Raw genomic sequence first — 14302 nt, 5'->3', positions numbered from 1 at the left:
GAGAGCGCAACCCCGGGCTGCGCCCGGGCTACGGGTTACGCCGCTTTCGCGCTCTCGGCTGGCGCCGAATGACGGATCAGGTGATCGAACGCGCTCAACGCCGCCTTCGATCCTTCGCCCATCGCGATCACGATCTGCTTGTACGGCACGGTCGTGACATCACCGGCGGCGAACACGCCGGGCAGCGAGGTCTGGCCGCGATCGTCGACGATGATCTCGCCGCGCGGCGACAAGGCCACGCCGCTGTCCTTGAGCCATTCGGTGTTCGGCAGCAGACCGATCTGCACGAAGATGCCCTCGAGCTCGACGTGATGCTGCTCGTCGGTGCCGCGATCCTTGTACGTCAGGCCGTTCACCTTCTGGCCGTCGCCGGTGACTTCGGTGCTCAGCGCCGACAGGATCACGCGCACGTTGGGCAGGCTGTAGAGCTTGCGCTGCAGCACCGCGTCGGCACGCAGCTTCGAGTCGAACTCGATCAGCGTGACGTGCGTGACGATGCCCGCGAGATCGATCGCGGCCTCGACGCCCGAGTTGCCGCCGCCGATCACGGCCACGCGCTTGCCCTTGAACAGCGGACCGTCGCAGTGCGGGCAGTAGGCCACGCCCTTGTTGCGGTACTCGTTCTCGCCGGGCACGCCCATCTGCCTCCAGCGCGCACCGGTGGAGAGGATCACGGTCTTGGACTTCAGCGACGCTCCGCCGGCGAGCTGCACTTCCACCAGCCCGTCGTCACCGGCCGCGACCAGCTTCTCGGCGCGCTGCAGGTTCATCAGGTCCACGTCGTACTGGCGCACGTGCTGCTCCAGCGCGGCGGCCATCTTCGGGCCCTCGGTTTCCTTCACCGAGATGAAGTTCTCGATGCCCATCGTGTCCAGCACCTGGCCGCCGAAACGCTCGGCCGCGATGCCGGTGCGGATGCCCTTGCGTGCGGCGTAGATCGCCGCGGCCGCGCCGGCCGGTCCGCCGCCGACGATCAGCACGTCGAACGCCGCCTTGGCCTTGAGCTTCTCGGCTTCACGCGCGGACGCGCCGGTGTCGACCTTGGCGAGGATCTCCTCGGCGCTCATGCGGCCGGCGCCGAACATCTGGCCATTGAGGAAGATCATCGGCACCGATCCGACCTGGCGCTCGTCGACCTCGCTCTGGAACAGCGCGCCGTCGATCGCCACGTGCTGGATGCGCGGGTTGAGCACCGCCATCAGGTTCAGCGCCTGCACGACGTCCGGGCAGTTGTGGCAGGACAGCGAGAAGTAGGTTTCGAACTTGAAGTCGCCGTCGAGATTGCGGATCTGCTCGATGACGTCGGCCGCCAGCTTCGACGGGTGACCGCCGACCTGCAGCAGCGCCAGCACCAGCGAGGTGAACTCGTGGCCGAGCGGAATGCCGGCGAAGCGCAGCGAGATGTCCTGGCCGGGCGTGGTCAGCGCGAACGAGGGCTTGCGCTGATCGTCGTCGCGGCGCTCGGTGACGGTGATCTTGTCGCTCAGCGCGGTCAGGTCCGCGAGCAGGCCGCGCAGTTCGTTCGACGCGGCGGAGTCGTCCACGGAAGCCGTGATCTCGATCGGCCGCGTCACGCGCTCGAGATAGGCCTTGAGTTGTTCCTTGAGGTCAGCGTCCAACATGGCGGGCTCCGAAAAAGGTTTGTGAGTCGTTAAAGGGCCAGCCGCCCCCGTAGCCCGGACGCAGTCCGGGACTTCCATTCCTTCCGCGAGGAACTGCCCCGGACTTCGTCCGGGCTACGGGTGGCGTCGAGCGATCAGATCTTGCCGACCAGATCCAGCGACGGCTTCAGCGTCTTGGCGCCTTCCTGCCACTTGGCGGGGCAGACCTGGCCCGGATTGTTGGCGACGAACTGGGCAGCCTTGAGCTTGCGCAGCGTCTCCTTCATGTCACGGGCGATCGCGTTGTCATGCACTTCCAGCGTCTTGATGACGCCATCCGGGTTGATGACGAACGTGCCACGCAGCGCCAGGCCTTCCTCGTCGATGTGCACGCCGAACGCCTTGGTCAGCACGTGCGTGGGGTCGCCCACGAGCGGGAACTTGGCCTTGCCGACGGCGGGCGAGGTCTCGTGCCAGACCTTGTGCGAGAACTGCGTGTCGGTCGTGACGATGTAGATCTCGGCGCCGACCTTCTGGAACTCGGCGTAGTTGTCGGCGGCGTCCTCGACCTCGGTCGGGCAGTTGAACGTGAAGGCGGCCGGCATGAAGACGACGACCGACCACTTGCCCTTCAGGTTGGCCTCGGTGACGGTGATGAATTCGCCCTTGTGGAAGGCATTGACCTTGAACGGCGGGACGGCGGTGTTGATCAGCGACATGGCATTTCCTTGTGGGGAGAAGATGGGAGTCGCCATCCTAGGCACCCCGTCTTGATAGGGGAAATGATTTGTCGGTATGGGGTTTGAAGGGTTTGTCTATCGTAGCCGGGAACGCCTTCGTTTCAGCGGTCGGCGCCGCGTATTCCACGCATTCATAGCCTTGAGCGGGATCGCAGTGCAGCAAACCGGATGCCCGCATTGCCGTAGCCTGGGTGAAACCCGGGAGCGTTTGCGACGGGAAAGGGGGGGCCGGGCTTTCGCCCGGGCTACGCGGGGAGGAAGGTCCAGACGCCTTCGATTTCGACCACCAAGCCTGCCCGCGAGATGTCCCCGCGCAGCACGGTAATGGGTACCTCGGCACCGAAGCGTTCGAGCACGCGGGGCAGCACGGCCGGCAGGTCGGCGTCGCGCCGCACATAGAGGCGCAGCGCCTGGGCCTCCCATCGCCCCGGCTGCCCGGCAGCCGCGTGCTCGAGCAGGGCGTCGACATTGGCGTCGATCTCGTCGATCTGGGCCACAGCGTCGCCGGGATGCAGGGTCGCGTGGCCGACCACGGCGGCGGTTCCGGACACCAGCAGATGCGAGCCGATGCGGGTGGCACGCGAGAAGCTCGGGCTGATCGGGCCGTAGTCGCGCGGGTAGCGGAAGGCCGGGGTCTGCCGCGGGTTCTCGACCTGAACGCCGGCTTCACGTCCCGCCAAAAAGCTGATGACCAGGCCAGGGGTCTGGCCGCCGATCACCGTCGCGGCCGGCAGTTGCGTCTCGAACCCCGGCGCCGCGATGGCCCGGTGCCGGCCCACGCAGAATCGCCGGTAGCGTTCGGCATCGCCTTCGCCCTCGTTGAGGCGGTCGAAGAAATTCCATACGCGCAGCAACTGCGGGTAGGCGCTGGTGGTGATGAACGCGCGCAGCCGCGTGTACGCGTCGAACGCGGCCTGCTCGATGTCTTCGCTGCGGGCGGCATCCACGCGCAGCTCGCCGATCAGCCATTGGCCGTTCTGGCGGATGCGAAGGCCGTCCTGTTCATGGGCGCTCGCCGCCGTCGACGCGAACCAGGTTTCGTACGACGCGCCGAAGAGCCGGACCAGCGGCACGCCGAGCGCATCGCCATCGGCGTCGTCGCCGAACGCGAAGCGGGCGAGCGTCGCGGACGCGTCGTGTTCGAGACGGACGGAAGGAGAAGGTATCGGCGACATCAGGAGAGTGCGGACTGCGAAAAGGCCGCCGGGGGATGAAGCATCAGAAGATGCCGCGGCGCCGGAAGTACAGCAGCAAGGCGCCTGCCACCGTCACCAGCAGGCCCAGCACCATGAAATAACCGTAGCGCCAGTGCAGCTCGGGCATGTGATCGAAATTCATGCCGTAGATGCCGGTGATCAAGGTCAGCGGGAAGAAGATTGCGGACAGCACGGTCAGCGATTGCACGATCTTGTTGGTGCGATGCGCCACCGACGAGAAGTGCAGTTGCACGGCGATCTCGATGTCGCGCTGCAGGGCATCGGCATGCATCGACACGCGCTGGATGTGCTCGCGCAGGTCGGACAGGCGGATGCGCTGGTTCTCGGTGATCTCGCTGCGCATCTCGCGGCGCCAGGTGTCGAGCGCATCGAGGTTCTTGCCGCACAGCAGTTCCAGCTTGTGCGCCTGCTTGCGGTACGCCAGCAGCGACTGCCAGTCGTGGAACGGGCTCTTCGGATCGATCAGCTCGTCGCTGATGCGTTCGAGCCGGTCCTCGAGTTCGTCGGTGATCTTGAGATAGCGCTCCACCATCATGTCGATGACGACATGCACCAGGCCGAACGGCGTCGAGGGGAAACGCAGCTTGGTTTCGCAGAACTTGCGCTTGACCGAGTCGAACGAGATGTTCTGCGCCGATCGCACCGAGATCAGCAAGTGGTCGAACAGGAAGAACGCGGCGGACTTGGTGACGATCAGGTCGGCGTCCTCGTCCGTGCGGTCATGCGGCGTCAGCGCCTGGAAGATCACCATGTCGTAATCCTCGGTGCCGTCCGAGTACGAGGGATGATCTTCGTTGAGGCTGTCGGAGACGTGCTCCTCGTTGATCGTGACGTCGGCGAGTTTCTTGGCCCACACCGTCCAGTCGATGGCCTCGTCGCGCGTGAAATCCAGCCACACGAAGCCTTCTTCCGGAAGCTGCTCGACATGATCGAGCCGCTTGGGGATCTCGCCCTGGCGACTGAACTGGAAGATCTGCATGGGACCGTCGGCTCGGCCTTGGTGGGGATGCGCGGGCGGGTTGCGGCTGCTCGCGGACTGCTCTACGTCGAGTGTTCAAAAGCCGGTGGGCAGGACGTGCCTGCCCACCGTTTCCGCATTGCTTCTATCTCGACCTGCGTTACTTCAGCAGGTCTTCCACGGCGGCGCGCTCTTCGCGCAGCTCGTTCTCGGTGAGCGTCATGCGCGAGCGCGAGAACTCGTCCACCGACAGGCCCTGCACGATCTCGTACTGGCCGTTCTTGCAGATGCAGGGGTAGCCGTAAACGATGCCCGGCTTGATGCCGTAGCTGCCGTCCGAGGGCACGCCCATCGAGACCCACTTGCCGTTCGAGCCCAGCACCCAGTCGTGCATGTGATCGACCGCGGCCGAGGCGGCCGAGGCGGCCGACGACAGGCCGCGCGCCTTGATGATGGCGGCGCCGCGCTGCTGCACGACGGGGATGAAGTCCTTCTCGATCCAGTTCTGGTCGACCAGCGACTTGGCCGGCTTGCCCTTCACGGTGGTGTGGCTGATGTCGGGGTACTGCGTGGAGCTGTGGTTGCCCCAGATGATCATCTTCTCGATGTCGTTGCCGTGCGCGCCGGTCTTGGTGGCGAGCTGGCTGACCGCGCGGTTGTGGTCCAGACGCACCATGGCGTGGATCTGCTTGGGGTCCAGGCCGCCCTTGGCCGCGGCGGTGGCCGCGATCAGTGCGTTGGTGTTGGCCGGGTTGCCGACCACCAGCACGCGCACGTCCTTCGAGGCCTTGGCGGCCAGGGCCTTGCCCTGAGGTCCGAAAATGCCACCGTTGGCCGTGAGCAGGTCCTTGCGCTCCATGCCGGGGCCGCGCGGGCGGGCGCCGACGAGCAGGGCGTAGTCCGTGCCTTCGAAGGCCGTCATCGGGTCCGAATGCGCCTCGATCGACGACACCAGCGGGAAGGCGCAGTCATCGATCTCCATGATCGTGCCCTTCAGCTTCTCCTGGACCTCGGGAACCGGCACTTCGAGCAGCTGCAGGATCACGGGCTGGTCCGGACCGAGCAGGGAGCCGTCAGCGACGCGGAAGATGAGCGAATAGGCGATCTGGCCGGCGGCGCCGGTGATGGCGACCTTGACGGGCTTTTTCATGCGGAAGGACTCCGGAATGATCTGGGGGAAGGGGCGGCCGACGGAAATCGGCCGGGGGCGAAGTTTAGCTGGCCCGGCCGTAACTGGAAGCGACCCCGCGTCCCGCGCGTGGGGCCGCTGTTATTCTCGGGACACGGGGATTCCCGGATCCTGTGGATGCCGTGGCCATGCAGCAATGCTATTCAGGCTGATGAAGCTCCTGACGGTGTGCGCCCTGGCGGCGGTCGCGTTCATCACCGTGAAGGGCGACGGCTCCCTGAAGGCGGGTCTGCACAAGCTGAAGGCGCGAGCTACGCCGCTGCTGGCCGCCGCGGTTGGCGCGCCCGATACCTCCGGCCCCGCCGTCGGCGCCGGGCCGCTGGTACGCGGTCCGGATGTGCCGCTCGATCTGAACATCCTCGTCGACCAGTTCGGCTACCGGCCCGCGGACAGCAAGATCGCCGTGATCCGCAGCGCCCGTGAAGGCTTCGACGCCGAGCGCCGGTTTTCGCCGGGCGACGCCTATGAAGTTCGCAGCGTGGACGGCAACGCGCCGGTCTTCGCCGCTGCGCCGGTTCCCTGGAAGAAGGGATCCATCGACCGTTCCGCCGGCGACGTCGGCTGGTGGTTCGATTTCTCCGAGGTCCACGCTGCAGGCAGCTATTACCTCTACGACGTGCAAAGGAACGTCCGGTCCGCGACGTTCCGGATCGCGCCGGACGTCTATCACGACATCCTCAAGGCGGCGGTGCGCGTCTACTACTACCAGCGCAGCGGCTTCGAGAAGAAACCGCCGTTCGCCGACGCCTGCTGGGCCGACAAGGCCGCCTATCTGGGGCCCGGCCAGGACCGCAGCGCGCGCGATATCCGCACCCCTGACGAGACGCGCAGCGAGCAGGACCTCAGCGGTGGCTGGTTCGATGCCGGCGACACCAACAAGTACGTGACCTTCGCCTCGCAGCCGGTGCACCAGTTGCTGACGGCCTATCAGCAATATCCCGCCGCCTTCACCGACGACTTCGACATCCCCGAATCCGGCAACGGCATTCCGGATGTCATCGACGAGGTGCGCTGGGAGATCGAGTGGCTCAAGAAGATGCAGCAGCCGGACGGCACGTCGCTGCTCAAAGTGGGCGCAAGAAAACACGTCACGGCGGCTCCTCCGAGTTCCGACACGCAGCCCCGCTATTACGTGGGCTCCTGCACGTCGTCGACCATCGCGAACGCAGCGATGTTCGCCCACGCGGCGCGTGTGTTCGCAGGGTTCCCGGCGTTGGCGAAGGACGCCGGGGATCTGAAGGCGCGGGCGGTGAAGGCGTTTGATGCCTATCAGGCAAAGCCGGACAAGGAGACGAACTGCGACGACGGCAAGGTCTTGTCGGGAGACGCCGATCAAGATCGCGAAACGCAGGAAGGTATCGCTGTCACCGCTTCGATCTACCTGTTCGCGGTGACCGGAGAGCAGCGGTTCCACGATTACCTGAAAGCCAACTATCGCAAGCTCCAGCCGTACAAGGACGTCGGATGGTCGCGCTACCACCCGCAGATGGGCGAAGCCTTGCTGTACTACACGCGTCTGCCGAACGCGGATAGCGAATTGCGCGCGACGGTCCTGGCCGACAAGCGCTCGGACGTGAAGGGCGGTCACGAGGTCTATGGAAGCAGCGGCGAGGATCTCTACCGGAATCCGCTGGGCGCGCAGCAGTACCACTGGGGCAGCAATTCCGTTCGCGCTTCGTACGGCTCGACCAATCTCGACGCCATCGACTACAGGAGCGATCCCGACAACGATGCTGCGTACCGGTTGCGCGCGCTCGACACGCTGCACTATTTCCACGGCGTGAATCCGTTCGGGATCGTCTATCTGACCAACATGTATCGCTACGGCGCTACGTACTCCGCCAACGAAGTGTTCAGCAGCTGGTTCTCGCTGGGTACGCGCTTCTCGAATGCCCGCACGTCCGCATGCGGTCCTGCGCCCGGCTATCTCGCCGGCGGCCCCAACGCGAATGCCGGGAAGGACGGCGTGCCGGAGCAGATCGTGCCTCCGGTCGGCCAGCCGCCGCAGAAGTCGTATCGCGACTGGAACAAGCCGTGGCCGGACGCCTCCTATGCGGTTACCGAGCCGTCGAACGTCTACCAGGCCGGCTACGTGAAGCTGATCGCAGCGTTCGTCCCGTAGGGGTTTCGCGCGGTCTTCAGAAGTCGAGATCCAGCGAGCCGCACAGCCAGTCCAGCATCGGCGCCATCAGCGTGTAGCGCGCCATCAGTTGCTTGACCAGATCAGGGCGCAACAGCATCTCGTCGTCGAGCTGGGCCGAGGCGATGAAGTCCTTGCGCTTGAGGTCCTCGATCAGCTCGTGCGCGGGGTCGTAGCCCTTCGGCGGGCGCACCAGCGATTCGCCGCCCGGCTCGAACTGCTTGCGAAACTTCGGGTCGCGCGTGGCCTTCTTCCAGCTCGCCGGGTTGCTGATCATGTAATCGCGGATGCGCTTGGTGGTCTCGGGCTGCGGATGCCAGATGCCGCCCCCGAGGAAGCAGTGACCCGGCTGCACCTGCAGGTAGAGGCCGGGGGCGTCGAGCCGTCCCGGCGCGCCGCCGCCCGCATCGTTGCGCGCCGCCTTGGTGGCTGCCGCATGCGAGAAGTACATGCCGGCGTTGGTCTTGTACGGGCTCTTGTCGCCCGCGAAACGCGTGTCGCGATGGATGCGGAACAGCGAGCCGCCGACGGGCTTGGCGATGGCGGTGAGCTGCGGGCTGATGTCCTTCAGCGGATCGGCGAGATCGGTGATCAGGCGCAGGCAGGGCCCGCGCACGGACGCCTCGTAGCGCGGCTTGTTGGCCAGGAACCACTCGCGCGTGTTGTTCTTCGCCAGCTGTCGCAGGAACTTGAACGTGTCTTCGGAAAAATACGGTGTCGCCTTGGCCATCGTTGGCTCCGATTTCGGTGGAGAGGATTGTCCCGCAATCGAGGGGGAGCGGGCACGGGTGTTTACGGGGCGTGGGTTCCAGGCCTGGCGCGGCCGCACCGTCGAATGATTGCGGAAACCCGTAGCCCGGACGAAGTCCGGGATCTTTCCTGGTTTGGCCGAGATCACGGGAAAGCGTTTGAACGCAGAGGCGCAGAGGACGCAAAGAGAAAATCCTTGCGGGTAGAGAGCGGGATGCCGCCCGGCAACGCCAGCGAATCCGTCCTTTGCGTCCTCTGCGCCTTTGCGTTGGAACGTGGTTTCGTCGCGACCCAAAGGCGACGTCCACGGACCTCGCCCGGGTAGCGAGAAAGGCAATAAAAAACCGCCCGGCTCTCGCGAGCCGGGCGGTTCTTCACATCGGGTACGGACTCAGGCCGCCTTGGCTTGCGCCGGGGCGTCCATCGTCTGGCGCAGTCGCGGCAGCACTTCGGCCGCGAACAGACGCTGGCTGCGCTCGCACTGGGCAAACGGCAGGCCGGCGAACGAGAACACCGTGTTCAGCGAGAAGTCGCCGATCAGGTCGCGCCAGCGCGCGTAGTTGGCGAGCACCTTGTCCGGTGTGCCCCAGCTCTGCGCATGGCGATAGGCCTCGGCCGAGGCTTCCAGGCCGAACTGACGGATCAGCGCTGCGCCTTCGCCGTAGCTCTTGTAGCCCTTCGTGTTGTCGAAGTGCGTGCCGGTGAACTCGTAGTGCTTGCACACCGACAGGAAGTACTGGGCGATGTACTCCTTGGAGACGCGTTCGGCTTCGGCCATGTCGGTATCGACGTAGCAGAAGTCGGTCAGCACCGGCGGCGGTGCCTCGCGCCCGTGGATCTCGCGGAACATCTTTTTGTAACGCAGGATTTCCGGTGCGTGCTTGGAGATGTCGTACTGGATGAAGCTGGTCATCGTGGCGCCGAGCTTGGCCGCGATGTCGACGGAGTCGGGAGACATCGCCACGCAGAACAGGCGGTCGCGGATGCCGCGGCTCGGCTTGGGACGCACCTCGACCCGCGGCTGCGGATAGAACTTGCCGTTGCCCTCGACGTATCCGGTCTCGAGGCCTTCGATGATCATCGGGGCGGATTCGTCGAAGCGCTCGCGCGCCTCGTTCATGTCGATGCCGAAGCCCTTGTATTCCATCTTGGCCAGGCCGCGACCCATGCCGAACATCATGCGGCCGCCCGACAGGTGATCGAGCATCGTCATCTTCTCGACGACGCGCAGCGGGTTGTTCCAGGGAAGGATCACGGCGCCGGTGGCGAGCTTGATCTTCTTGGTGCGGCCGGCGAGGTAGGACAGCGCCTGCATGTTGTCCGGGCACATCGAGTAGTCGTCGAAGTGATGCTCGGCCATCCAGATCGAGTCGAAGCCCAACTCCTCGCAGCGTTCGAGGAGCTTGAGTTCCTCCATGAACATCTGCTCGTCGCTCAAATCCTTGTGCCAGTTCTGGAAAACACCCAGTACGCCGACGTCCATGTCTATCTCCTGCCTAACGGTTCATGTCATACCGGTGGGTGCATGCCGCACCGGCTCGAATACGGGCCCATTCAACAGGCTCCCGGCGCAGGATGGACACGGCAGGAGGGCATTACTTGTCTCCAGATGCCGTGGCGCGCAGCCCCGGGAGCCGCCCTGAACGAGGGTGGTTTTCGATGCTAGGCCCACCTCGGGACCGGGGCCTATGAGGGCGAATCCCCCATCGGCGTGCCGTCCGTCGGCCGGCGCGTGGGATAATGCCGCCCCGCCAGGCCTGCTTCTTTTATGGACGCCACACCGCTGCTCGACTTCCGGACCCCGCGTACGCCTGCCGCGCGGGTGGAACGCGATCGCGTGGAGTCCAACAAGCTGGCCAAGCGCCTGCGCCGCGAAGTGGGCCGCGCCATCCAGGACTACCGGATGATCGAGGAGGGCGACCGCGTGATGGTCTGCCTCTCGGGCGGCAAGGACAGCTACACGATGCTCGACGTGCTGATGCAGCTGCAGGCCAAGGCGCCGGTGCGCTTCGAGCTGCACGCGGTGAACCTGGACCAGAAGCAGCCCGACTTTCCCGAGCACATCCTGCCGGAGTACCTGAAAGCGAAGGGCGTGGCGTACACGATCCTGGAACAGGACACGTACTCGGTGGTGAAGCGCAACATTCCCGAAGGCAAGACGATGTGCTCGCTGTGCTCGCGCCTGCGGCGCGGCGCGCTGTACACGTTCGCGCACGAGAAGGGCTTCAACAAGATCGCGCTGGGTCACCATCGCGACGACATCCTCGCGACGTTCTTCCTGAACCTGTTCTTCGGCGGCAAGCTCTCGGCGATGCCGCCCAAGCTGCTGTCGGACGATGGCCGCAACATCGTGATCCGCCCGCTGAGCTATTGCCGCGAGCCCGACATCGCCGAGTACGCGACACAGAAGGCGTTCCCGATCATCCCCTGCAATCTCTGCGGCACGCAGGAGAACCTGCAGCGCAAGCAGGTGCGCAAGATGATGGATGCCTGGGAGCGCGAGCATCCGGGACGCAGCGAGATCATCTTCAAGGCGCTGACCAACGTCGCCCCCTCGCAGCTGGCCGACGTGAACCTGTTCGATTTCGCGGGCCTCGGCGGCGTCACGGGCCCGGTCCCCGATTGGCTGATGCCCGGCCCGGATCCCGCCGGATAGCCCCTCGTTTCCAGCCGGACGCGGCGCATTCTGGAATGTGCGTTGGCGCACAGCCCGCTGGTTGACATCCCTTGTCCGCGGAAGGCGGCGGCGTAGATTGAAGCCGCTGTCAACTGCCCTGCGCCAGTTGGCCCGGGGCGACACCGCGACCACACAGGGAGTGTGCAATGTCCGACCAATACACCGTGACCTCCAGCCAGGGATGGGGATCCCGCATCGGGAATTCCATCAAGGGCATTCTGATCGGAGGCGTGATGACCATCGCCTCGTTCCCGATCCTGTTCTCGAACGAGGGCCGCGCCGTTGCACGCGAGAAGGCGCTCAACGAAGGCGCCGCCGCCGTCGTCAGCGTGGATGCGGCGAGCATCGACGCACAGAACGAAGGCCGGCTGGTGCACCTGTCCGGCAACGCGCAGACCACCGACGTCGTCCAGGATCCCGAGTTCGGAGCGCAGACCGTCGCTCTGCGCCTGGTCCGGGAGGTCACGATGTACCAGTGGAAGGAGAAGGAGGAGCGCGAGACGCGCAAGAAGATGGGTGGCGGAGAAGAAACGGTCACGACGTACAAGTACACGAAGGACTGGGACGATGACGTGATCGACTCGAGCTCCTTCTACGACAGCGAGGGGCACAAGAATCCAGGCGTGAAGCCTTACAACTCCGAATCGTTCCAGGCCGAGAACGTGACGGTCGGCGCGTTCCGCATGAACCCGTCGCAGGTGGCTCGCACGGGCTCGCCCAGCGACCTGCCGGATGACGTGGCCCTGACGCTTCCAACAGACCTGGGACCGGTGAAACGCGTGGGCAACACGGCGTACTTCGGCCAGGATTCGGCGAGTCCGCAGATCGGCGACGTCCGCGTGAGCTTCTTCCTCGTGCCGCCCAGCGATGTCAGCCTGGTCGCCGAGCAGAGAGACGGAACGATGCAGCCGTTCACGACCCCGTCGGGCGGAGAGGTCGACCTTCTGGAAGACGGCATCGTCTCGGCGGCGGCGATGTTCCAGATCGCGCAGGACGAAAACACCATGCTGACCTGGGTGCTGCGCGGAGTCGGGTTCTTCCTGATGTTTCTGGGCCTTTCGCTGCTCTTCAAGCCGCTGTCGGTGCTCGCCGACGTCGTTCCGATTTTCGGCAGCATCGTCAGCGTGGGCACCGGCGTGGTCGCCTTCCTGCTCGCCGCGGCCGGCTCGTTCCTGACCATCGCGATCGGATGGGTGTTCTTCCGGCCGCTGATCGGGATCCCGCTGGTCATCGTCGGTGTGGGCGCACTGGTGTGGACTTTCTTGAAGGTGAAAGCAGCGCCGCGGCCGGCAAGCCAAGGCGCCGTCACGGCCTGATCCGCCTTGCCGCCCAAAGGAGGGGCGGTTGACGGTGTTGTGGGCCGGAGGGTTTCCCTCCGGTCTGCACCGGCGGCCGTTGCAACGCGCGACGGTGGCTCGCGGGAGCTTGCTACTGTAGGGCCATGAACGGCGCAGACTCCTCCGGTGTGATTTTCACGGACCGCACGCGGCTCCATTTCCTGTTCGATTTCATCTCGCACAACGCCTACCTCGCGTGGCATCGCGCGCGCCAGATCGCGCGCATGCACAGCCTGGAATTCGAGCCGGTTCCGGTGGTGTTCGGCGCCATGCTGTCGGCGTACGGCCAGATCGGCCCGGCCGAAGTGCCGCCCAAGAGCGCGTGGATGCTGCGCGACGTGCTGCGCAAGGCGGCCGACCTGAATTTGCCGATCGCGCCGCCGCACTCGCATCCGTTCAAGTCGCTGTTGCCGTTGCGCTGGGCCTGCTGCGCGCTGGAGCCCTCGGCGCGCCTGCGCCTGATCGACGCGCTGTGGAACGCGACCTGGGCGCAGGGCCGGGAAGTCTCGAATCCCGCCGTGCTGCGCGAGGTCGCCGCAGAGCAGGGCCTGGATGCCGAGGCGCTGGAGCGCGAGACCGCCGGCGAGGCGGTGAAGCAGCAACTGCGCGCCAACACCGACGCTGCGCTGGCGGCCGGCGCGTTCGGCGTGCCGACGGTGTTCGTTCGCGGGCAGTTGTTCTGGGGCTACGACGACCTGGGCGCGATGACGCGCTTTCTCGAGGGCCGCGACCCGCTGGGCGATGCGCCGGATTTCTCGGCCTGGTCGAATGTGAAGCCGACAGTCCAGCGGCGCCGATGATGCCGGTGCTGCGGCTTGTCGCGCTGATGCTGGCCCTGTGCGCCGGCGGCGCACAGGCCGCTGCGGTCGACGCCCCGTTCCTGTGGAAGGTGCAGGGCCCGAAGGCCGTCCATTACCTGATGGGCTCGGTGCACCTGCTGCCGGCGTCCGCGTATCCGCTGCCGCCGGCGCTCGACGCGGCCTATGCGCAGACGCGCGCGCTCGTTCTGGAGACCGATCCGGGCTCGCTGGAGACGCCGCAGATGCAGACGCAGATGCTGCAGGCCGGCCTCAGTGCAGGCGGCCTGGGCAAGGAAATCGACGCGGCGCTGTACGCCCGCGTCCGCGAACAGGCGCAGAAGAGCGAACTGCCGACTTCGGCCTGCGATCGCTTCAAGGCCTGGTTGTGCGGACTGACGCTGACGCTGGTCGAGTTCCAGCGCTCCGGCATGAATCCCGAGCTGGGTCTGGACCTGCATTTCCATCATCGCGCGCAGGCCGATGGACGTGCCGTGAGCTGGCTCGAGACGCCGGAGTCGCAGCTTGCGGTGTTCGCCGGCATGACGGCCGCGATGTCGGCGGAGTTCCTCGCATCCTCGCTGGACGACCTCTCCGAGCCGGGATGGCGACCCGAGTCGATGGTGGACATGTGGCGTGACAACGACACCGCCAAGCTCGGCGGGCTGATCGACGATACGCGCAAGGAGTTTCCCGATACGTATGCGCGACTGCTCGGCGATCGCAACCGCGCCTGGGTCGACACGCTGGTCGAGAAGCTGAACGGCGCCACGCCGCAGCTCGTGGTGGTCGGTGCCGGACACCTGGTGGGCAAGGGCAGTGTCGTGGAGTTGCTGAAGGCGCGGGGTTTCGCGGCCGAGGCGATGGCGGCCCCGTAGCTCCGTTCAAGTCAACGG

The 14302-nt window shown here is 65.8% G+C and carries 12 protein-coding genes; 5 read left to right on the top strand and 7 right to left on the bottom strand.

Annotated elements, in window-relative coordinates:
- Nucleotides 1–35: 35 nt before the first annotated feature.
- The 5 genes from ahpF to DFR24_RS14885 form a co-directional block, all read right to left on the bottom strand.
- On the bottom strand, nt 36–1622 hold the full coding sequence (gene ahpF, locus DFR24_RS14905; protein WP_133882182.1) for an alkyl hydroperoxide reductase subunit F: 1587 nt from the start codon (nt 1620–1622) through the stop codon (nt 36–38).
- A 134-nt stretch (nt 1623–1756) separates the two neighbouring features.
- Nucleotides 1757–2320 carry an alkyl hydroperoxide reductase subunit C gene (gene ahpC, locus DFR24_RS14900; RefSeq protein ID WP_133882181.1) on the bottom strand — a complete coding sequence of 188 codons (564 nt, stop codon included), beginning with the start codon at nt 2318–2320 and terminating at the stop codon, nt 1757–1759.
- A gap of 266 nt (nt 2321–2586) precedes the next feature.
- Entirely contained in the window at nt 2587–3516 is a 930-nt protein-coding gene (locus tag DFR24_RS14895) for a chorismate transformation enzyme, FkbO/Hyg5 family (protein WP_133882180.1), read from the bottom strand.
- A gap of 43 nt (nt 3517–3559) precedes the next feature.
- Entirely contained in the window at nt 3560–4537 is a 978-nt protein-coding gene (locus DFR24_RS14890; RefSeq protein WP_133882179.1) for a magnesium transporter CorA family protein, read from the bottom strand.
- A 139-nt stretch (nt 4538–4676) separates the two neighbouring features.
- A complete protein-coding gene (locus tag DFR24_RS14885; protein WP_133882178.1) occupies nt 4677–5666 on the bottom strand; it encodes a malate dehydrogenase in 990 nt (329 codons plus the stop codon).
- A 190-nt stretch (nt 5667–5856) separates the two neighbouring features.
- On the opposite strand from DFR24_RS14885, the gene DFR24_RS14880 reads away from it, so the two are divergent.
- Nucleotides 5857–7827, top strand: a complete 1971-nt coding sequence (locus DFR24_RS14880) for a glycoside hydrolase family 9 protein (protein WP_162851223.1) — start codon at nt 5857–5859, stop codon at nt 7825–7827.
- Between the two features lie 16 nt (nt 7828–7843).
- Here DFR24_RS14880 and DFR24_RS14875 read toward each other — a convergent pair whose 3' ends face one another.
- Entirely contained in the window at nt 7844–8575 is a 732-nt protein-coding gene (locus DFR24_RS14875; protein WP_133882176.1) for a DUF2461 domain-containing protein, read from the bottom strand.
- A gap of 411 nt (nt 8576–8986) precedes the next feature.
- A complete protein-coding gene (locus DFR24_RS14870) occupies nt 8987–10078 on the bottom strand; it encodes an LLM class flavin-dependent oxidoreductase (protein WP_133882175.1) in 1092 nt (363 codons plus the stop codon).
- Between the two features lie 285 nt (nt 10079–10363).
- Here DFR24_RS14870 and ttcA point away from each other — a divergent pair, with 285 nt between their 5' ends.
- The 4 genes from ttcA (at nt 10364) to DFR24_RS14850 (ending at nt 14284) form a co-directional block, all read left to right on the top strand.
- Complete coding sequence (gene ttcA, locus DFR24_RS14865; protein WP_133882174.1) at nt 10364–11251, top strand: tRNA 2-thiocytidine(32) synthetase TtcA; 888 nt, start codon at nt 10364–10366, stop codon at nt 11249–11251.
- 167 nt (nt 11252–11418) lie between these two features.
- Nucleotides 11419–12588 carry a TMEM43 family protein gene (locus DFR24_RS14860; protein WP_133882173.1) on the top strand — a complete coding sequence of 390 codons (1170 nt, stop codon included), beginning with the start codon at nt 11419–11421 and terminating at the stop codon, nt 12586–12588.
- A gap of 149 nt (nt 12589–12737) precedes the next feature.
- Nucleotides 12738–13409 carry a 2-hydroxychromene-2-carboxylate isomerase gene (locus tag DFR24_RS14855; protein WP_211346606.1) on the top strand — a complete coding sequence of 224 codons (672 nt, stop codon included), beginning with the start codon at nt 12738–12740 and terminating at the stop codon, nt 13407–13409.
- A 5-nt stretch (nt 13410–13414) separates the two neighbouring features.
- Nucleotides 13415–14284, top strand: coding sequence for a TraB/GumN family protein (locus DFR24_RS14850; RefSeq protein ID WP_162851222.1), 870 nt, complete (start codon nt 13415–13417; stop codon nt 14282–14284).
- The last annotated feature ends 18 nt before the right edge of the window (nt 14285–14302 follow it).

This window comes from Panacagrimonas perspica (assembly GCF_004364935.1).
In the GTDB taxonomy this organism is placed as follows: Bacteria; Pseudomonadota; Gammaproteobacteria; order Nevskiales; family Nevskiaceae; genus Panacagrimonas; species Panacagrimonas perspica.
The sequence above is the reverse complement of the archived record's forward strand: the minus strand, read 5'-3'. Positions and strand labels throughout refer to the sequence as shown.

Coding starts and splice junctions, on each gene's coding strand:
- ahpF (WP_133882182.1), bottom strand. CDS start 1,622: ATGTTGGACGCTGACCTCAAGGAACAACTCAAGGCCTATCTCGAGCGC.
- ahpC (WP_133882181.1), bottom strand. CDS start 2,320: ATGTCGCTGATCAACACCGCCGTCCCGCCGTTCAAGGTCAATGCCTTC.
- DFR24_RS14895 (WP_133882180.1), bottom strand. CDS start 3,516: ATGTCGCCGATACCTTCTCCTTCCGTCCGTCTCGAACACGACGCGTCC.
- DFR24_RS14890 (WP_133882179.1), bottom strand. CDS start 4,537: ATGCAGATCTTCCAGTTCAGTCGCCAGGGCGAGATCCCCAAGCGGCTC.
- DFR24_RS14885 (WP_133882178.1), bottom strand. CDS start 5,666: ATGAAAAAGCCCGTCAAGGTCGCCATCACCGGCGCCGCCGGCCAGATC.
- DFR24_RS14880 (WP_162851223.1), top strand. CDS start 5,857: ATGAAGCTCCTGACGGTGTGCGCCCTGGCGGCGGTCGCGTTCATCACC.
- DFR24_RS14875 (WP_133882176.1), bottom strand. CDS start 8,575: ATGGCCAAGGCGACACCGTATTTTTCCGAAGACACGTTCAAGTTCCTG.
- DFR24_RS14870 (WP_133882175.1), bottom strand. CDS start 10,078: ATGGACGTCGGCGTACTGGGTGTTTTCCAGAACTGGCACAAGGATTTG.
- ttcA (WP_133882174.1), top strand. CDS start 10,364: ATGGACGCCACACCGCTGCTCGACTTCCGGACCCCGCGTACGCCTGCC.
- DFR24_RS14860 (WP_133882173.1), top strand. CDS start 11,419: ATGTCCGACCAATACACCGTGACCTCCAGCCAGGGATGGGGATCCCGC.